A 19,866-nucleotide genomic window follows, 5' to 3' on the forward strand; every position below is an offset into this window, starting at 1 on the left:
GCAGCGCTTAGGCCGCCTGTTCCAGCATATCCCCTGTCTCCGCATTGGATGCGGCGGCATGCGAATTCACCTGCTGCGCCGCTTCGCTGATTCGCGTGATCAGGTTGACGGCCGATAGCAGGATCAGCAGGTTCTCGCCTTTTTCCGTCATCACCTTGGCAATGCCTTCGGCCGGGATGTTGATGGTCGCGAAAAAGGCCGACAGCGGCTCGATCGCGTTGGGGGCGATGGCGGGGATTTCTCCGAGTGCGCTCACCAGCAGGCCGAACTTGGGCAGCTTGGGGACGGCCTGGACAATGACGATCTGCTTGTCCTGCTCGGGCGGCTGGAAGTCTATGCCGGTCAGACGGGCGAGGTTGAGCACCGGCACGACGTTGTCCTCATGCTTGAGCATGCCTTCCAGCACAGATGAGGTGTCGGGCAACGGCTTGATGTTGTTGGCCTGTACCGCTTCGACAATTTGCGAGGCGGGCAGGCCGAGCCAGTGCTTGCCGATGTAGAAGGTGGCGTATTCCTCGGCATCCGCGGCGGCGGCCTGGTTGCCTGCCGGTTTGAACTGGTTCTGCTGCAGCAGGTTTTCCGAATCGATCATGGCGTTGATGTCCGCAGCCTTGCCCAGCGGAATGAAGATCAGCGCGGTCACGTGGTTCTTGTAGCTGTCGTCGGCACCCTTGTATTCGCGGTACCCGGCCGATGCGCGCGCGCCCACGGCGTAGTAGTTGCCGTTGTAGAGCGCGATGTCGAAGCCGGTGCTTCCCGGCGTCAGCTTGCACAGCTCCGGATGCACGGCGAAGTGGCTGCCGACGGCAAAATCGCGCGAGGTGGATGAGATCACGCGCAATTTTTCATCAACGTAGAGCGTGAAGCTGCCTTTGACGACATCGTTGTCCGCGCCGCGAGGCAGGGCGTCCGCGAGCATGGCGGAAAACTGCGGCGTGCTGTCGAACACGATGCCGATGCCGCCCACGGTCTGCTCCTGGTGGCGGATGGCGGCGGCATAGATGTAGGTGGGCTGATTGCCGTAGAGCGGGCTGGGCTCGAAATCCGACACGACGTAGTCTTGCGAATGGCGCAATTGCAATGCCGCCTTGACCCAGTCGGCGGTGATTGTTTCGCCGACCAGCCGCTGATAGGCCGGGTTGGAGGCCGCCACGATACAGCCGTGGCGGTCGAAGACGACCAGGTTGGAGTACACCGTGTAGGCCTTGTTGATGTAGACCAGCACCTTGGTGATCGCATTTTTCTCCTGCATGCTGAGTTCCGGCTGGGATAGCAGGCGCTGGAACGTCGCGGTCAATGCCCACCAGCGGCAGTCGTTGGCGCGCTCGTACAGGTTGCGGTCCATGATGTCCACTGCCAGCGATGCAAAGAAACGGGAGTTTTCCAGCATCACGGCCACCACGGTCTGGTAGAGGTCGGCCACCGTCTTTTCCACCACGTTTTGCGTCTTGAAGCCGGTATTGCTGATTTCCCACAACAGCATCTTGGAGAAATTGTTCTGCTGCGCGTTGTGGCTGGCGTCGCGCTTTTGCCAGATATTGCCGTTCCATACCGATTGGTTGAGCTTGCTCTGGATGGTGGCGGCCTGTTTGGGAATGCCCAGCAATGTCGCCGAGAACAACAGCGGGCTGCGCATGACTTTCTTCAGCAGCTTGCCGTCGATGCCGGCAATGATGTTGGCGACATTGTCTTCGAAGGCGTGCTCGAGCGGGATCATCACATGGCCGCGCCAGCCCGGGCCCATGTAGCCCTGGTAGCCTTTGGTTTCACGCGTGACGGCAAGATAGAGCCTGCCGGCGAAGCGCGTGAGTATCCAGTCCTGGCCCTGGGCATGCTCCAACGGCGCGCCCAGCGGGATCTGGTAGTGGTCGCTGCTGGCGACGACCCGGTCATTCTCGTCCAGCAGTAAGCCCACGCACCATTCGTTCTTGCGGATCAGGTCCTTGAAGATGCCATCCATTTCATTTTCAAACTTGAAGCAAAGGCAGAGCACGCCCAGCGCGTCGTCGCTGTCGTCGTGGCATACCCTGCGGGCATAGATCAGGCTGGTATCCTGCCCGGGCGATAAGTCGCTGTGACGGAATACCTCGATATAGGGTTCGTCGGAATGCAGGGCTTCCTTGATCAAGGGGTCGTGCGATTGCCTGGCCGGGTTGTCCTCATCCAGTTGCACCAAAATGTTGCCTCCTGCATCAAGCAGGATCACGTTGAAGTACACCGAGTACTTCTGGACGTACTCGCTGAAGCGTTCGCGCAGCAGCATGTAGTCATCCTCGTCGGCGCTGCCCGCAAGGTGCTTGTCGAGGAAGTTGCTGAGATTGTCGTCGGTGGAAAGAAAGCCGATATCCGCCGTGCGCTCGAACAGGTTGCGCACCACGATATCCACCGCCACCTGGGCCTTCGCCGTGATCGCTGTGATGGTCTTGTTCAGGGTTTCCCTGGCCAGGCTGTCCAGCACGTCGGTCGTGACCTTGCCGAAGGCCTGGCGCGTCTCGCTCATGTCGGTGCCCGTGCCGGAAAGCTGGCTGAGCAGGGATAGGTTGTCCCATGTGCTCTGCAATTGCTGCAACGATTCGCGATAGCGGTTGAGGCTGCTCATGCTTTGCGTCATGGCAGGGATATTGTGGTTTGCGGTGGTCATGCTTTGCTTTCTTGTCGGGATGCCTGCCTCCAGAGCAGCAATTATCATGCCCGTTGTGACGGCCCGGATTGGCCCTTGATTTCTCCCGAAGCTGAAAGTGCGCTTAGCCAGGGAGTAGGCAAATGTATTGTACGAACGTACAATATGCCGATGCAAGTGAAACAGAAACTCGAAATACTGGCCGACGCTGCCAAATACGACGCCTCGTGCGCCTCCAGCGGCACCGAGCGGCGCGACTCGCGGGACGGCAAGGGCATAGGCTCGACCACGGGAACGGGGATTTGCCACAGCTACGCGCCGGACGGCCGCTGCATTTCCCTGCTGAAAATATTGCTCACCAATTTTTGCCTGTACGACTGCGTCTATTGCGTCAATCGGGTAAGCAGCAATGTGCCGCGGGCGCGATTCAGCATAGACGAGGTAGTGCAGCTGACGCTGGCGTTTTACCGCCGCAACTACATTGAGGGCCTGTTCCTGAGCTCGGGCATTATCCAAAGCCCGGACTACACCATGGAGCAGGTGGTCGAGGTGGCGCGCACTCTGCGCGAGGAGCATGGCTTCCGCGGGTATATCCACCTGAAAACCATCCCGGATGCCGATCCGGAATTGCTGGCGCGCGCGGGACGCTATGCGGACAGGCTGAGCATCAATATCGAGTTGCCGACGGCAGCAAGCCTGTCCGCGCTGGCTCCGGAAAAGGACGGCGCGGCCATCCGCATTTCGATGGCGCGGCTGCGCGAACGCATTGACGCGGGCAAGGACAAGACCGCCAGCGGCAAGCGCCCGCCGAAATTCTCCCCGGGCGGACAAAGCACGCAAATGATCGTCGGGGCGGACGCCACGGACGACAGGACGATACTGAGCACCAGCGCCGACCTGTATGGGCGCTACCGCTTGCGGCGCGTCTATTATTCCGCGTTCAGTCCCATCCCAGATGCGAGCCCGGTATTGCCGTTGCAATCGCCGCCGCTGGTGCGGGAACACAGGCTGTACCAGGCGGACTGGCTGATGCGCTTCTACGGGTTCGAGTCGCATGAAATCATTACCGGCGAACAAGGCATGCTGGCGCTGGACATGGACCCCAAGACGGCATGGGCGCTGCAGAACCGCGCCATGTTTCCCGTGGACCTCAACCGTGCGCCCAAGTCTACGTTGCTGCGCGTGCCGGGCCTGGGGGTGCGCAACGTGCAGCGCATCCTGGCAGCCCGCCGCGTGCGCGCAGTGCGGCTGGATGACCTGGTGCGCATGCATGCCCCGATCAACCGCATGCTGCCGTTTATCCAGTTGCCGGACCATCATCCCGGCGCGACGCTGGACGCCGCCAGCCTGTCGGCGCGGCTCAAGGACACGCGTACAGCCCCGCAGCAACTGGGATTGTTCATGTAGAGCAAACACCATATGCACAATGTTTATCTCAAGGATGAAACCGATATCGAAGGCTGGCGCGCCGCAGCGCGGCGGCTGGTTGCCCAAGGCGTTGCGCCGCAGCAGGTGGACTGGTACGTGAGGCCGGCCGCAGACGAGGCGGTTCAGGAAGATTTTCTGGCGATGGCGGATGAGGCAGCGAACTTGGCTGGTGCTCAACCGCTCATTGCCGCCCCGGCAAAAAGCGCAGATATGGCGCCGCCAGCCATTTCAGAAGGGCAGCCTGCCGCCAGCGCGCGCCTGATGGTGCCGCGCCCATTCGTCGAGCTGGTGCGCCCGGTGATCCTGCACCGGGCGCCGGAGCGCTTTGGCTTGCTTTACCGGGTGCTATGGCGCTTGCAACGGGAGCGCGGCCTGATGAGGCTGGCAGGGGATGCCGATATTGCCCGCCTGAATTCCATGGTCAAGGCGGTGCGGCGCGATATGCACAAAATGACGGCGTTCGTCCGTTTCCGCGAGGCCATGGTGGAGGGCCGGCCGCGCTATCTGGCCTGGTTCGAGCCGGAGCACCACATCATGGCCGCGATCGCGCCTTTCTTCATCGGGCGTTTTGCCGCGATGGACTGGACCATCATGAGCCCGCGCATGGGCATGCGCTGGGACGGCGGCACGCTGCATTTCCTGCCCGGAGGCAAGCAAGAGGCGCTGCCCGCGGAGGATGCCGGCGAAGCGCTGTGGTTGAGCTACTACCGGCATATCTTCAATCCCGCGCGCCTCAAGCTCAAGGCCATGCAAAAGGAAATGCCGAAAAAATATTGGCACAACCTGCCCGAGGCGGAGCTGATCGCGTCATTGATCGCAGGCGCTGGAACGCGCACGCAGGCGATGCTGGAAAGGGCGCCCGAGCCGCCCAGGCGCAAGGTCGTCGGCTATCGGCGAAAGCCGCGGCGTCCGGATATCGCTAGCGGAAACGAATAACGGCATTCAGCATGCGATAGAGAGCCGGTAAAGCAGCAAATGTCGTGGCTGGCATTTTTCGTGCTTTTGCTCGGGTAACCCGCAAACCGCGAACAACCATAAGAAGCCGCCATGCAAATATTCCTGTTCCCGCTATCCGCTTTTTTCTGCCTTTACTTTCTTGGTCTCCCAGCAGTATCCGCAGGCGATGGCGCATCCCAGGCGCAGGCCATGGATAGCGTCTGGGTGGCGATTTCCGGCGCGCTGGTGTTCATGATGCAGGCCGGGTTCGCCATGCTGGAGAGCGGCATGGCGCGCGCCAAGAACGCCGTGAATGTGATGATGAAGAACTATATGGACTTGGCTGTCGGAGCGCTGTTGTTCTGGCTGGTGGGGTACGGCCTGATGTTCGGCGGCAATCCCAGCGGCTGGATCGGCACGGACCATTTTGCCTTGGCCTACGGCGGCGACTGGAGCGCCAGCATGCTGTTTTTCCAGTTGATGTTCGCGGCGACGGCAGCGACCATCGTGAGCGGCGCCATGGCCGAGCGCACGAGTTTCGTCGCCTACCTGCTGGGGGCTTGCGGCATCATGGCCTTGATCTACCCGGTGTTCGGCAGCTGGGCTTGGAATGAGCATGGCTGGCTCAAGCAGATGGGCTTCATCGATTTTGCCGGCTCCACAGTGGTGCATTCGGTCGGGGCATGGTGCGCGTTGGCGGGCATCATGGTGCTTGGCCCCAGGCTGGGGCGTTTCGGCAGCAAGGGCGAGGTGCACATGATCCCGGGGCATAACCTCAGCCTGGTGGCGATGGGCGGCTTCCTGCTCTGGTTCGGCTGGTTCGGCTTCAACGGCGGCAGCACGCTGGCGGCAGGCAGCGAGATCGGCCCGATTCTCTTGAATACGCATATGGCCGGCGCCGCAGGCGCGGTGGGCGCATTGCTGACTGCGCTGGCCATGCGCCAGCCGGTGCTGATGGCCTTCGTGGTCAACGGCAGCCTGGGCGGTCTGGTGGCGATTACGGCAGGTTGCGCCAGTATGGATGTGCCATATGCGGTACTGACCGGTTTCATGGGCGGGATCGTCACGATGTTCGGGGTATGGGCGCTGGAAAAATTAAGGCTGGATGACGTGGTGGGCGCGGTGGCCGTGCATGGCTTCAGCGGCGTATGGGGCACGATTGCGGCCGGCTTGTTCCTCAAGGGCAATATGTTCGACCTCAACCAGGTCATCGTGCAGCTGATCGGGGTGGCCGTGGCTTTTGTCTGGGTCTTCCTCAGCGCGTTGCTGATGTACGGGTTGCTGGCGCGCACGATCGGCTTACGCGTCAGTACCATGCACGAACAGCGCGGGCTGGACATCACGGAGCATGGCGAGGTGGGCTATCCCGAGTTCAACCGCGATGCCGCCTACCAGCGCGAACATGTTCAGCAACTCAACCGGCTCTGAGTCGATCTATGGATATCGTGTTACGCCGCCGCGCAATCCTTACCGGGCTCAGGCCATTCCTCAGCGATGAGGAGTTGCTGCCTGCGGTGGCGTTATGGGAGCGAGAGTATGCCGGGCAGCCAGTATTTGCCCTGAGCGGGTTCATCGCGAAATGCTGCACACGGCCGGCGCTCAAGGCGCAACGCGGCCAGATGCTGCGTGCCGTGATCGGCGCCATGGAGTTGCCGGAGAGACAATTGCTGTCGGACCCGGGCGCCCGGGAGGGCGATGCGGAAACGGCGCAACGCACGACAAGCTTGAGCGCAGATGATAAAACCAGTATGTTCGCCGTCCTGCTCCAAGCCATGCTATTGCTTATTGAGCCTGCATTGCAGGGTGCGGTTCGCAACCGCCTGTTGCAGCAGCTCGACAAGCAAAAGTTTGAAGGCGTGCGCCAGCAGGTATTGCAGGAGTGGCTGGCGGGCCATAATGCCACGCTGACCCACAGCTACAGCCTCGACTTGCTGCGGTCGTTCATCAACCAGGCTTATGTCGCGATGTGCGAAGCCCTGGGGCCGGTCAAGGCTGACCAGCTATTGGCGCAGGCGATCCGCCAGGCCGAGATACAAGGGCATCACCTGAGTTTTCGGGTGCATGATTTGTTGTAGATGAAGAGGCCAATAAAAAAGGGAGCTAATGCTCCCTTTTCAATATAGCCAATCGGTCTTACTTCACGCGGTTCTTGTATTCCAGCGTGCGGGTGTCGATTTCGATCTTGTCGCCGATGTCACAGAACAATGGCACTGGCAACTCGAAGCCTGTGTTGATCTTAGCCGGCTTCATTACCTTGCCGGAAGTGTCGCCCTTGACGGCCGGTTCGGTGTAGGTGATTTCGCGTACGACGGAGTTTGGCAGCTCGACGGAGATGGGCTTGCCGTTGTAGAACACCACTTCGCACTCCATGCCGTCTTCCAGGAACTTGAGCGCGTCTTCCATGGTTTCAGCTTCAACTTCGTACTGGTTGTATTCCGCGTCCATGAACACGTACATGGGGTCGGCGAAATAGGAGTAGGTCACTTCCTTCTTTTCCAGCACCACCACGTCGAACTTGTCATCAGCCTTGTAGACCGCTTCGCTCGGGGACTCGGTGAGCAGGTTCTTGAATTTCATCTTGACCACGGAGGAGTTGCGGCCCGATTTGCTGTATTCGGCCTTCAGCACGACCATGGGATCGTTGCCTACCATAAATACGTTGCCTACGCGAAGTTCCTGAGCTGTTTTCATGTGATGTCCTGGGACTTAAAATTGGTGAAGTGTAAAAAGTCGCGCATTATACCCGAAAATTAGAAAAATTTCTTACAGTAAATCACCAGCTTAGCGGCCAAGCCGGTTTGTTTTGCACATGCCTGGGCATAGTTCTGCGCCTGCCGCTGCCAGCCAGGCAGGGCGGTGAGCAGCGCTTGCCAGGCTGAGGAAGTGAAGCCATACCGGTTCCAAGCGCGATGGGCCGCCATGATGTGTACGGTCAAGTCTGACGGACTATCTTGACAATAGCGTTGCAGGAAGGCCTCCAGCTTGGCGAGGTGGGCATCCTCCGCTTGCAGATAGGGCTGCCAGATCATGGGCTTGCCTGCCCATAGTGCCCTGACCCAGCTGTCCTCGCCGCGCACGAAGTTGAGGTCGCAAGCCCAGAGCAACTGGTCATAGCGGTCCTGCGGGAGAAATGGGACGGTGGCGATCCTGAGCCCGCCTTGATTCTCCCTCTCTTCCAGCCAGCGCATGGCCTGGTCGGCGACAGGGCCGTGGGGAATAATGCAGAGGACCGGTTTATCCGCTTCCGCCATGGCATCCAGCAACGAGTCCACCGGCGCATGCGGATAGCAGAACAGGCTGACGGTATAGGCATGCTGCGGCATGATGCCCAGGCTCTGCCAGAAGGCCGCCTGCAAGGCCGGGCTTTGCTGGAAGCGCGCGCGGGCTTCCAGCAAGCGGCCTTCGCGCAGCAATCCGCCGGAAGCCGGGCTGAACCCTGGAAAGAAGAAGTGCTTGGTCAAGCCAAGCTGCGGGTGCGGGGAAGGCCGGGCGTGAAAGTCGTCCACCCATTGTTCCGCGCTCAGGTATTCCAGATTGACCCACACCGGCCGGGCATCCTGCATGGCGCGCAGGTAGGGTTCCGGCAACGCGCAGCCGAATGCCTCGATCACGACATCGGCAACATCCACTTGCGGGAATGGCGCAGTCCAGTGGCGGATTTCCACCCCAGAGGTTTCCTGCGACGCCAGTGCCGGGTCCAATCCCTGGACCAGCTTGGCGGCGGTTTGGGGCCGGTCTATCCACAGCCTGACTTTTATCCCATGCTCGTGCGCCAATTGCCTGGCCAGACGCCAGCAGACGCCGATGTCGCCGTAGTTGTCGACGATGCTGCAAAAGATGTCCCAGCGCATGGCTTCAGTCAGCCTTGTCTGGCGCATGGTAGCTCACGTCGACGACCTCGAAGCTTTCTTCCCCGGCCGGCGTCTCCACGCGGATCACGTCTCCGGGCTGCTTGCCGAGCAACGCGCGGGCGAGCGGCGATATCCAGCTGATATAGCCCTTGCCCGGCTCGAGTTCGTCCTGGCCGACGATACGGTAATGATGCTCGCTGTCCTTGTCGATGGAGTAGAGCTCGACCCAGGCGCCGAAATAGATTTTCTCCAGGTCCTGCTGCTGCGCCGGGTCCACGACCACGGCAATGTCCATGCGCTTCATGAGGAAGCGCAGGCGGGAGTCGATCTGGCGCAGGCGCTTCTTGCCGTAGATGTAATCGCCGTTCTCGCTGCGGTCGCCGTTGCCTGCCGCCCAGGCGACATCGCTGACGACCTTGGGGCGCTCGATTTTGTAGAGTTGCTCGAACTCGTCCTTGAGCCGCGCGTAGCCTTCCGGCGTGATGTAGTTTTTCTTGTCTGCCATAGGCTCGCAAATTAGGCGGCAAGGCGCCGGCTGTCAAGCGAGCAGGCGTGAAAAGCCGTAGCCATTGCATGAGCATGAGCTTTGGAGGTAAGCTCGACCCTGCCTTGCAGGCAAGGCAGGCATCATCAATTTATATAACAGCAACAATAAATTAAGGGAGTTTCATGATGAGTGGGGAGCAAAAAACGCCTGTCGTGTTCACAGGCAGGACGGGCGAGTATTTCGGCATCTGGATCGTCAACCTGCTGTTGAGCATCCTGACCTTGGGCATTTATTCCGCTTGGGCCAAGGTGAGGCGCAAGAAATATTTCTACCAGCATACCTTCATCGACGGCGTCGCCTTCGACTATCACGCTTCGCCGGTCGCCATCCTCAAAGGACGCTTTCTCGCTTTCGGCTTGTTCGTTCTGTATTCGATCAGCGCCGAGATTTCTCCCGTATTGTCCGGCGTGTTCATCATCGCCTTTATTATCTTCCTGCCCTGGATCATTGTGCGCTCGTTGACCTTCAATGCGCGCAATTCCAGCTATCGCGGTCTGCGCTTCGATTTCAAGGGCAGGCTATGGGACGCAGTGCTGTATTACATCTTGTTGCCGATACTGATGGTGCTGACGCTGGGCCTGCTGTACCCCTTCATTTCCCAGCGGCGCAACCGCTTCCTGGCCGAAGGGCACCGCTTCGGCAGGAGCCCCTTCATTGCCGGTTTCAAGGTGAAGGACTTTTACTTCGCCTACCTGAAAGCCTTGTTGCTGCTGGTGGGGCTTTTACTGGCGGCAGGGCTTTCCATCGGCTTGCTGAACGTCAACAACACCGACGCCTGGGCCAAGGAAAGCATGCAGCAAGCCATCGTGCCCTTGATATTCATCTACCTGCTGATCCTCACCATTTGCGGGGCCTTCCTGCGTGCGCGTTTGCTCAACCTGGTCTGGAGCGGCACGCGCGTCGAGCATGTCGGGTTCAGCGCCAACCTGCGCTCGCGCGACCTGGTCTGGCTCTATGCCACCAACCTGCTGCTGATCGTGCTTTCGCTCGGCTTGCTGACGCCATGGGCGCAAATCCGTACCATGCGCTACCATGCCGAGCGCCTGAGCCTTGTGGGCGAGACCGATTTCGCGCATTTCGTCGGCGAGAAAAAGGCGGAAGTCAAGGCCGCGGGCGAGGAAATCGGCGAGATGTTCGACGTCGAGCTTGCCCTGGGATAATTCCAGGAACATTGGCCTGTCATGCGCGTTTTTGAAGCGGATTATTTCGACGGTATCACTGCCGATGCCAAGCCTGTGCTGGTGACGCTTGAAGCGCAGCACCTGAGCTTTGGCATCGGTGGCGAACCCGAGCGTTTCCTGCTCGCGGCAATCCGGCCGCAAGCGCCGGTGGGCAGCGCCAGGCGCGTGATCGAGCTGCCGGACGGCGGCCGCCTGGAAACGCGGGACCATGCGGCCTTCGACAGCTTGCGCCTGCCTGCGGGCAACCGTTTCTGGCGCCTGCTGCATTTCATTGAAAACCACCTGGCGTGGGTGCTGCTCGCATTATTGCTGGCCGTGCTCGCCGGCTGGGGAATGATACGCTACGGCGTGCCGCTGGCCGCGGAGCAGGTGGCGCGCATGGTGCCTGCGGGCACGGAATCCGGCCTGGGGGAACAGGTGCTCAAGGCCATGGACCACAAGTATGGCTATTTCAAGCCGACCAGGCTGAAGCCCGAACGCCGGCAGGCCTTGGAGCAAGCTTTGGCTGCATTCTGCGCCCGCCAGGAAAGTTGTCCTCCTCACCGGCTGGAATTCCGACGCGGCGGTGATATCGGCGCCAATGCCATGGCGCTGCCGGGCGGCATCATCGTGGTCACCGACGAGCTGGTGGCGTTGAGCCGCAGCGACGACCAGGTGCTGGCCGTGCTCGCGCACGAACTGGGGCATGTGCAGCGGCGCCACTCCCTGCGCCACGCCTTGCAGGCGACATTGTCGGGATTGGTGCTGGTGGCGCTGACCGGCGATTTCGACGCGCTGGCCTCCGGCCTGCCGGCCGTGCTGTTGCAGCTCAATTACTCCCGCAGCATGGAAACCGAGGCAGATGCCTACGCCCTGGCAGCATTGCGTCAGGCCTGCATTCCTCCCAGTGCGTTTGCGGAAATCCTGACGGCGCTGCAACGCCAGGCCAAGGGCGGCAGGGTGCCGGAGATGCTTTCCTCGCATCCCGGTACGGTAGCGCGCATTGCGCCTTTCAAGGACGGTCTGCCTGCAGGTTGCGGAATTTAAGCAAGAGCGGCTAGCTAACATCCTGGCAGAGCTGTTCTGCTTGCCGTACCACTATAGAACGTCTGGCCAGGATCGCTTCGCTGGGCCTTGTTGGCCGCGCTAAGTCCTGAATGCCGATGCATAATCAAGTAAAATCCCGCTGATGAGTACCGATCACCTAATTCTCTGCGCCACGGCACGGCTGGCGCGCGCATTGCAGTTCGACCATGCCAGGGCGCAGTCGGCCCGTGGCATGAAGCAATGGGCGCTGCTGGATGCCATGACGGTCAGCCAGTGGCTGGACGCCTTGTTCGAGGAAGCCATGCTGACGGGCGGGCTGGACGTGCAGCAGGTGCCGCAGGGCGTGCTGAGCAATGTGCAGGAGCGCATGCTGTGGGAGGCGGTCATCAAGGAGATGTTGTCAGCCGAGGTGGCTGGCGAACTGTTCGACGTCAAGGGGCTGGCATGCATGGCGCAGGAGGCAAACCAGTTGTTGCTGGAGTGGCGCCTGCCGTTGCCCGATGCCGGTTATAGCGAGGAAACACGCCAGTTCCTCGCCTGGCGGCGCGAGTTCGTGTCGCGTTGCAGGCAGGGCGGCTGGATGGAGGCTGCGCGTTATCTCGACTGGCAGATCGACATGCTGGCGAACGGAGCGGGGCGTCTGCCGGACAGGATCGCGTTCGCGGGCTTTGACCGCATCACGCCGCAAATGGCGCGATTGCAGGAAATATTGCGGCAGCGCGGTGTCGATGTGCAGCGGCACCACACCGGACTGGCTGAACCAGGCCATGTCCGGCGTGTGCTGCTGGCTGACCAGGAGGCGGAATGCCGTGCCGCCGTTGCCTGGGCGAAACGGCAGCTTGCTGAAAACCCCGGCGCCAGCATCGGCATTGTGGTGCCTGAATTAGCCAAGCTGCGGGGCACGCTGGCACGTTTGCTGGATGATGTCCTGCATCCTTCATGGGTGCGTCCTGCCATGGTGGAGGCGCCGCGGCAATATGATTTTTCCCTGGGGCAGCCCTTGCAGCGGGAGCAGGTAGTGCAGACGGCGCTTGAGCTGCTGCGGTTCTTCAGCCAGTGCCGGCACCGGGACAAGGTAGAACAGCAGGATTTCTCGCAATTGCTGCAGCGGCCTTATTGGTCGCATGCCGTGACCGAGGCGGATGCCCGCGCCCAGCTGGATGCGCGCATGCGGGAATGGCTGCCGTTGTCCATGAGCATGCCGCGCCTGGTCCGGTTCATCCGGCGCGAAGCGAGCAGCGAGAAGGCGCCGTTATCGTTGGCCGGCCTACAGGCGCACATCAATGCAGCATTGGACATTCTGCAAGCCCAGTCCGACCGGCAGCTGCCTTCGGCCTGGGTCGACGTCATGCAGCGCACCCTGGAAGCGCTGGACTGGCCGGGCAGGCAGCGCAGCCTGTCCAGTTTCGAATTCCAGGCCATCCAGGCTTTCGATAAGGTCTTGCAGGCGATGGCGGCGCTGGATGTGCTGCAGCAGCCCATATCTTTTCAGCAGGCATTGGCAAGGCTGCGCGAGTTAGTGCAGGAGCAGATCTACCAACCGGAAGCGGAAGGCGAAGTCAGGTTGCAAGTCATGGGCATGCTGGAAAGCGTCAGCGAGCCGCTGGACGGCTTATGGGTGATGGGCATGAACGACCATAGCTGGCCGCCGCCGCCGCGGCCCAACCCCTTGCTGCCAGCCTCGATGCAACGCCAGCATGGCGTGCCGAACGCCGATAGCGCGGTGCAGGCCGCATTTGCCCAGGTGATCCATCAGCGCCTGCTGCATAGTGCGCATCGTGTCGTGTTCTCAAGCGCAGCGAAGGAGGGCGAGCGCGAGTTGCGCCTGAGCCCGTTGGTGCAGGCGATTCCCTTGCGTGAAGATATGGCGGAAGCCAGCCAGAGCCTGGCGCAGATGCTGGCAGAGCACGATAACAAGCCGCTTCAGCGGCTGGATGACCACCAAGCGCCGCCGGTTGCGGAAGGGGAGCATATCTCGGGCGGCACCGGCCTGCTCAAGGCGCAGGCGGTTTGCCCGGCCTGGGCCTATTTCCAGTACCGCTTGCATGCGCGGGCGTTGAAGACCCCTGTCAACGGCCTGGATGCGGCGGAACGCGGCACGCTGGTACACCTGGTGCTGGAGCATTTCTGGCGCGGAAGAGGCCTGCACGACCTGCAGGCGATGGACGAGCTGCAACTGGAACAGGCGCTTGCCGAAGCGGTGCGGTCCGCCTTGGCTACTTATATGGAAACTTGCGGCGAAGTATTGAGCGACGCGTTCGCCGGGCTGGAAACCATGCGCCTGACCCGCTTGCTGAAAGGCTGGCTGGCCTTGGAGAAAATGCGCGAGCAGCCGTTCACCGTGCTGGCAAGCGAACAGCAACAGAAGGTGGTCATCGAGGGGGTGGAGATCAGCCTGGTCATCGACCGCATCGACCGCTTGGAAAACGGCAGCCGCATCGTCATCGATTACAAGACCGGCCGCAAGCCCGATACCCGCAACTGGGCGCAAAACCGCATCACCGAACCGCAATTGCCGGTCTATGCCGCTTTCGTGCTGTCATCGCCTGACCCGGCAGATACGGGAGCAGGCAGCACGGGCGGCGACAGCGCCGAAATCTCCGCTATCGCCTTCGCCATGGTCAGGCTGGAGGAGCACGGCTTTGCCGGGCTTTCCAGTGAGAACGTGCTGCCGTCGATGCCAGTTTTGGACGACAAGAAGACGCGGGAAATCTTTCCCGAGGCGGATTTCCCCGATTGGCACAGCGTGCTCGCGCACTGGCGCGGCAGCATCACCGCGGTGGTCGATGAGTTGAAGCGCGGCGAGGCGGCGGTGCTGGTGCAGGACGAAAAGGAACTGGCCTATTGCGAAGTGCTGCCCTTGCTGCGCCTGCCGGAAAGGCGGCTGCAGTTCGAGCACATGCAGCAGGGAGAAGGGAAATGACTCAAACGACAGGTCAAGCCTTGGATTTGCTCGAGCTGGACCGCGTCAGCCGCGAACGCGCCCTCGAGCTTGCCTCCTTCATCGTGGAAGCGCCTGCAGGCGCCGGCAAGACCGAGCTGCTGACCCAACGCTTCCTGCGCCTGCTCACCACCGTATCTGCGCCCGAGCAGATCATTGCGATCACCTTCACCAACAAGGCGGCCGCTGAGATGCGCTCGCGCATCCTCGACAGCCTGCTCATGGCGGCGAGCGGCAACATGCCGCTGGCGGCGCACAAGCAGCAGACCTTCAGGCTGGGCGTGGCGGCATTGCAGCATGCGGCCAGCCAGGACTGGCAACTGCTGGACAATCCCTCGCGGCTGAGGATATTCACGATCGACTCCTTATCCGGCCACCTGGCGCGGCAGATGCCGTTGTTGAGCCGCTTCGGCAGCCAGCCTGCCATCAGCGAGGATGCCAGTGCGCATTACCGGCTTGCCGCCGAGCGCACGCTTGCTCTGGTGGATGAAGACGGCCTGGGCGAGGCGGTAAGGCTTGCGCTGAGCTATGTCGACAACGACGTGCAGAAACTCACGGGCCTGCTGGTCGATATGCTGGGCAAGCGCGACCAGTGGCTGGATTACGCCAACCACGGCGACCTGCAGCAGGCTGCCGAGCGGGCGCTGGAGCATTTGATCGCCCAGGACCTGCAAGCTGCCGCCAACCTATTGCCGGGTCGCTTGCAAAGCGCCTTGATGCCGGTGGCGCGGTATGCCGCCGGCAATCTGGCCTGCGACGTGCCCCAGGCCTTGTTGCTGGATTGGGAAACGCCATTGCCTGCCGCACCGCAGGCATTGCGTGCATGGCTGGCGCTTTGCGACCTCTTGCTGACCGGCACCGGCACATTGCGCAAGACGGTCAATGTCAAGAACGGCTTCCCGGCAACGCCGGAATCCAAGCCGTTCAAGGAGCAGTTTGCCGAGATCGTTGCCACCTTGCAGCAGACTGCCGGCGCGGAAGCGGCTTTGCAGCGCCTGCGCAGCCTGCCGTTGCGGCAGGACGGACAAAGCTGGCAGATGGTGGCGGCGCTGGCGCAGTTGTTGAACATTGCCGTGGCGCAATTGTGGCTGGTGTTCCAGCAGGCGGGAGAGGTCGATTTCGTCGAGGTGTCGCAGCGCGCGTTGCGGGCATTGGGCAATGAGGACGATGCGCCCAGCGAGCTGGCCTTGAAGCTGGATTATGAGATCAGCCATTTGCTGGTGGACGAGTTCCAGGACACCAGCCCGGGCCAGGTCAAGCTGTTGCAGCGGCTGACGCAAGGGTGGACGCCCGGCGATGGGCGGACCTTGTTTGCCGTAGGCGACCCGATGCAGTCGATTTACCGCTTCCGCAAGGCCAACGTCGGCCTGTTCCTCGAAGTGGCCGAGGAGGGCATAGGCGAGCTGCCGCTGGAGCGTCTGCAGCTTTGCCGCAACAACCGTTCTTCGCCGCCGGTGGTGGACTGGATCAATGCCACGTTCCGGCATGTGTTCCCTGCCGATGACAGCGTCGTGCAGGGCGCAATCCGCTACCGCGAGTTCGTGGCGACCCGCGGGCATGAGGCCGGTGCCGGCGTGACGGTGCATCCGTTGATCTGCGGAACTGAAGAGGACGCCGAAGCCCTGCGCATCCGCGAGGCGGCTACGGTGATCGAGATCATACGTAATACCTGGGCAAGCAAGCCTGATGCGAACATTGCGGTATTGGTGCGCGCACGCGCGCATCTTGAAACGCTGGTGGCGGAAATCCGCCGCCGCCATCCCGACCTGCGTTTCCAGGCGGTGGAAATCGAGCAGCTTACGGGACGCCAGAGCGTGCAGGACCTGCTGGCCCTTATCCATGCCCTGTTGCAGCGCGCCGACCGCGTCAACTGGCTGGCGATATTGCGCGCGCCCTGGTGCGGCCTGCAGCTTGCCGACCTGCATGTATTGGCCGGGCGCGAGCGCTATCGCACGGTCTGGTCGTTGTTGCATGATGGCGGTTTGCTGGCCGCCATGAGCGAGGATGGCCGCCAGCGCAGCCAGCATGTGATGCATGTGTTGTCGGAAGTCCTGGGGCAGCAAGGGCGTATGCCCTTGAGCCGGTGGCTGGAGAGCGCCTGGCTGATGCTGGGCGGCGCGCAATGCCTGTGGCAGCCGGGCGATATTGCCGACGTGGAAGCCTTTTTCTCGCTGGTGGACCAGCTTGACCAACAAGGCCGCTTCAGCTTGGAGCGCCTGGTGCAGGAAGTGGAAAAGCTCTATGCCGCACCGGATGTTGCAGCCGACGGCCAATTGCAGTTCATGACCATCCACAAGTCCAAGGGCCTGGAATTCGATACGGTCATCCTACCGGGGTTGGAGCGCCGCCCCCGCAACGGCGAAACGCCATTGTTGCTGTGGGAAGAAGTGGCAGTGGAAACCGAGGCCGGCGTCAGCACCGAGCTGGTCACGGCCCCTTTCATTCCCAAAGGCGCAGCGGGGCGGGACGAACCCAGTCCGTACAGCTACCTCAGGATGCTGGAAAAGGAACGCGCGGATAATGAAAGCGCGCGGGTGCTCTATGTCGCGGCGACCCGCACGGAGCGGTGCCTGCACCTGCTTGGCAGCGTCGCCCCGAATGCCAAGGGCGAGCTCAAGCCTGCCGGAGGCGCCTTCCTCGATTTGCTATGGCCGCATCTGGCGGGCGAGTTCCTGCAAATGGCTGCGCAAGATGTTCAGCCTGCGAATAATGCAAGCCAAGGCCCGCTGTTGGCCGACTTCATTCCCAAGCTGGTCAGGGTTGCAGAAGCAGGGATGCCCGCCATATATGCCGACAACAGGCACGAAGCCATTTCTTCCGGCCAGCCACATGGCGAGGCGCCGATGTTGGGCAGGCAAGCAGGGCTGGAAGCCCATATCGGCACGCTTGCGCATAAATATGTAGAAATGATCGCTGCCGATCCTGATCTGGATGACTGGCTTGCGCGCCTGCCGAGCCTGAAGCCTGCGATGGCCCGCTGGCTGGTCCGGCAAGGGCATCAGCACCATGCCGCTCAGGTGGCGGCAGACCAGGTGCTGCAGTTGTTGGAGCTTACCCTGCAAAGCAAGGATGGCCGTTGGGTATTGTCGGCCCGTCCGCAGGCGGCAGCCGAGCTCGCTATCGGGCATATCGGCGATACAGGCTTCAAGCAGCAAATCGTCGACCGGTGCTTTATCGAGAATGGCGAGCGCTGGATTATCGACTATAAATCAACACGTCTGCCCGCCGACGCGGATACTGAAATGATACTGAACGCCGCTTCGGCATATGAAGCGCAATTGGCCGGTTATGCTGCGTTGTTTGCGGATGAGGGAATCACGGTTCGCAAGGCGATTTACTTCATGGCGCTAGGAAAACTCTGTGAGTTGCCTTGAAAGGAAGTGGCAAGATTGACGAAATCATGACGCATGATTGTCAGAATTTTGATGGATGTGTGGAAATTTTGTCATATTGACTGGCATGGTCTTCAACCACAATCAGGCGTTTTTAATTGAAAATATATGGCCGTTAATTTTTAAATTATTGAATTTTAAATATATTTATCAATTAATCCTTAATTTGGCATACTGTCGATCCAGATTGGTACAGGGGTTGCTTATAGTAAAGCGAACGTAACCCCACTATAGGAAAACTGAAAGATGAAAACGAAGTTAGGTATGTTGGCAGTATTGGCAGCAATCTCTGCTCCGGCCGCTGCGGGTACGATTGATCTAGGGGTTGCGAGCGATTACAACGCATTCATTTTTGGCGATTACAGGACCAGCGGAAACTCTGTCGCTGGAGCGTTGGCAGTTGGTGGTGATGCGACCTTGTCCAGCAACAGTATTGCCAACGGCAAGCATAACGAATACGGCTTGGTGGTGGGGGGAGACTTTAACCAAGTATCTGGCGGTAGCCTAAATGGTAACGCCTGGATAGGCGGCAATAACGGCATTACCCAACAATACAGCGTTTCTGGTCACGTCGATACTGCGGCGACAGTGGGGGCACCAATCGATTTTGCCTCTGCTCAGGATTATCTGGCTTCATTGTCCAGCGGCTTGGCTGGTGTCGATGCCACAGGCACATATAGCAAGCCAAATAACTGGACTCAGGCGCTGACCGGCTCTGGATCGGCAGTAGAGTTCTTTTCGCTGGATGCTAGCGATTTTATCTCTGCGAATTTCGCATTAAACAATATCGTATCCGGCGCGACCTTGATTTTCAACGTGGCGGGGAGCGATGTTACCTTGGGTTGGCCGTGGCAGGTATTGAACGGCAATTACAACGTACTGTTCAACTTCTACGAAGCGACGAGCGTGAGACTGGAGAATGCGAGCATCAATGCAAGCATTCTGGCAGTCAACGCCACTATCACGGGTTCAGGAAACCTATATGGCACAGTGGTAGCCAACCAGTGGGACAATGCCATGACGTTGGGCAACGGCAGTTTTACGGTGACCGAGACCGCCTTGTTCTCCGGCATTACAACCGCTGTGCCGGAACCGCATGATTATGCCTTGCTATTGGCTGGTTTGGGTGTGATCGGGTTGACAGCAGCCCGTCGCAGGAAGATTTTGGCTAGGAAGTAAAGCCAGACCGTCTGAATCCCGGGGGGGATAGAGGAGGAGAAAGGCGTGGGGTAGCATTACCCACGCTTTTTTCCTTTCTGGCGTTTGCGTTTCTCTATCCGTTTTGACGGGATGCAGCAGTCCGGATTAACGGTGGTCGTGGTGGTGTACGCGGCGGATGGCCTTGAAGTGGCGCCTGACGTACCACACGGCAAAGATCACGCCAACGACGACCAACACGATATGGAACTGGTGGAAGTAAACCTCTAAGGATTCCCAGTGCTGGCCGAATTTCATGCCGGCATATGCCAGCAGGAAGCACCAGATAAGGGAGCCGACGAAGGTATAGGCGACGAACTTTCCTAGATGCATGCGTGCCACGCCGGCCGGGAAGGCGATGAAGGTGCGCACCGCAGGCAGCAGGCGGCCGATGAAGATGATGATGTCGCCGTATTTCTCGAACCAGCGGTCCGCCAGGTGTAGGTCGTGATGCGAGATCAGCACCCACTTGCCGTATTTCTCCACCAGTGGGCGGCCGCCGAACATGCCCAGATAATAGGCGGGGATGGAGCCGACCACGCAGCCCACAGCCCCAGCCAGCGCCACGCCCCATAAAGTCAGCTCTCCCGTGAACACCAGGTAGCCGGCAAACGGCATGATGATTTCAGAAGGCAGGGGAATGCAGGCGGACTCGATCGCCATCAGCAACACGATGCCGCCGTAGCCCATGGTCGAGATGATGCCGATGATCCAGGCTGCAACTGCGGCAATGATTTTTTCCAGCAT

14 protein-coding genes are annotated in these 19,866 nt (G+C 60.6%); 9 read left to right on the plus strand and 5 right to left on the minus strand.

Translation table 11 applies throughout. The features are described 5' to 3' along the window. Positions 1-7: 7 nt before the first annotated feature. The gene (locus tag ACKF11_RS10775) at positions 8-2,641 is read right to left on the minus strand and encodes a chemotaxis protein CheW (protein WP_407997052.1); all 2,634 of its coding nucleotides are present in this window, start codon (positions 2,639-2,641) and stop codon (positions 8-10) included. 150 nt (positions 2,642-2,791) lie between these two features. On the opposite strand from ACKF11_RS10775, the gene ACKF11_RS10780 reads away from it, so the two are divergent. The 4 genes from ACKF11_RS10780 to ACKF11_RS10795 all read left to right on the plus strand — a co-directional run bounded on the left by ACKF11_RS10780 (position 2,792) and on the right by ACKF11_RS10795 (position 7,059). After that, positions 2,792-4,027, plus strand: a complete 1,236-nt coding sequence (locus ACKF11_RS10780) for a putative DNA modification/repair radical SAM protein (RefSeq protein WP_407997053.1) — start codon at positions 2,792-2,794, stop codon at positions 4,025-4,027. A gap of 12 nt (positions 4,028-4,039) precedes the next feature. After that, positions 4,040-4,984, plus strand: coding sequence for a TIGR03915 family putative DNA repair protein (locus tag ACKF11_RS10785; protein ID WP_407997054.1), 945 nt, complete (start codon positions 4,040-4,042; stop codon positions 4,982-4,984). 111 nt (positions 4,985-5,095) lie between these two features. Beyond that, positions 5,096-6,412, plus strand: coding sequence for an ammonium transporter (locus ACKF11_RS10790; RefSeq protein ID WP_407997055.1), 1,317 nt, complete (start codon positions 5,096-5,098; stop codon positions 6,410-6,412). An 8-nt stretch (positions 6,413-6,420) separates the two neighbouring features. After that, on the plus strand, positions 6,421-7,059 hold the full coding sequence (locus tag ACKF11_RS10795) for a hypothetical protein (RefSeq protein WP_407997056.1): 639 nt from the start codon (positions 6,421-6,423) through the stop codon (positions 7,057-7,059). Between the two features lie 58 nt (positions 7,060-7,117). Here the strand turns inward: ACKF11_RS10795 and efp are convergent, their stop codons facing one another. Genes efp through greB form a run of 3 tightly spaced genes read right to left on the minus strand, consistent with a single transcriptional unit; the run spans position 7,118 to position 9,340 of the window. Then, entirely contained in the window at positions 7,118-7,675 is a 558-nt protein-coding gene (efp, locus tag ACKF11_RS10800; protein ID WP_089374702.1) for an elongation factor P, read from the minus strand. A 59-nt stretch (positions 7,676-7,734) separates the two neighbouring features. After that, entirely contained in the window at positions 7,735-8,862 is a 1,128-nt protein-coding gene (gene earP, locus ACKF11_RS10805) for an elongation factor P maturation arginine rhamnosyltransferase EarP (RefSeq protein WP_407997057.1), read from the minus strand. After that, on the minus strand, positions 8,840-9,340 hold the full coding sequence (gene greB, locus ACKF11_RS10810) for a transcription elongation factor GreB (protein WP_309565585.1): 501 nt from the start codon (positions 9,338-9,340) through the stop codon (positions 8,840-8,842). Before greB ends, earP begins: the two co-directional genes overlap by 23 nt. 164 nt (positions 9,341-9,504) lie before the next feature. Here greB and ACKF11_RS10815 point away from each other — a divergent pair, with 164 nt between their 5' ends. From ACKF11_RS10815 to ACKF11_RS10835, 5 genes are all read left to right on the plus strand, one after another. Next, positions 9,505-10,542, plus strand: coding sequence for a YjgN family protein (locus ACKF11_RS10815; protein WP_407997058.1), 1,038 nt, complete (start codon positions 9,505-9,507; stop codon positions 10,540-10,542). A gap of 21 nt (positions 10,543-10,563) precedes the next feature. After that, a complete protein-coding gene (locus ACKF11_RS10820) occupies positions 10,564-11,589 on the plus strand; it encodes a M48 family metallopeptidase (protein ID WP_407997059.1) in 1,026 nt (341 codons plus the stop codon). A gap of 142 nt (positions 11,590-11,731) precedes the next feature. After that, positions 11,732-14,512 carry a PD-(D/E)XK nuclease family protein gene (locus tag ACKF11_RS10825; RefSeq protein WP_407997060.1) on the plus strand — a complete coding sequence of 927 codons (2,781 nt, stop codon included), beginning with the start codon at positions 11,732-11,734 and terminating at the stop codon, positions 14,510-14,512. Then, positions 14,509-17,904: a UvrD-helicase domain-containing protein gene (locus tag ACKF11_RS10830; protein WP_407997061.1), complete on the plus strand. Its 3,396-nt coding sequence runs from the start codon at positions 14,509-14,511 to the stop codon at positions 17,902-17,904. The genes ACKF11_RS10825 and ACKF11_RS10830 overlap by 4 nt, the downstream gene beginning before the upstream one ends. Before the next feature lie 264 nt (positions 17,905-18,168). Then, positions 18,169-19,101 carry a choice-of-anchor A family protein gene (locus ACKF11_RS10835; protein ID WP_407997062.1) on the plus strand — a complete coding sequence of 311 codons (933 nt, stop codon included), beginning with the start codon at positions 18,169-18,171 and terminating at the stop codon, positions 19,099-19,101. A gap of 126 nt (positions 19,102-19,227) precedes the next feature. Here ACKF11_RS10835 and ACKF11_RS10840 read toward each other — a convergent pair whose 3' ends face one another. Then, positions 19,228-19,866, minus strand: coding sequence for a DedA family protein (locus ACKF11_RS10840; protein WP_309565579.1), 639 nt, complete (start codon positions 19,864-19,866; stop codon positions 19,228-19,230).

This window comes from Methylobacillus draconifructus (assembly GCF_045984385.1).
GTDB lineage: Bacteria > Pseudomonadota > Gammaproteobacteria > Burkholderiales > Methylophilaceae > Methylobacillus > Methylobacillus flagellatus_A.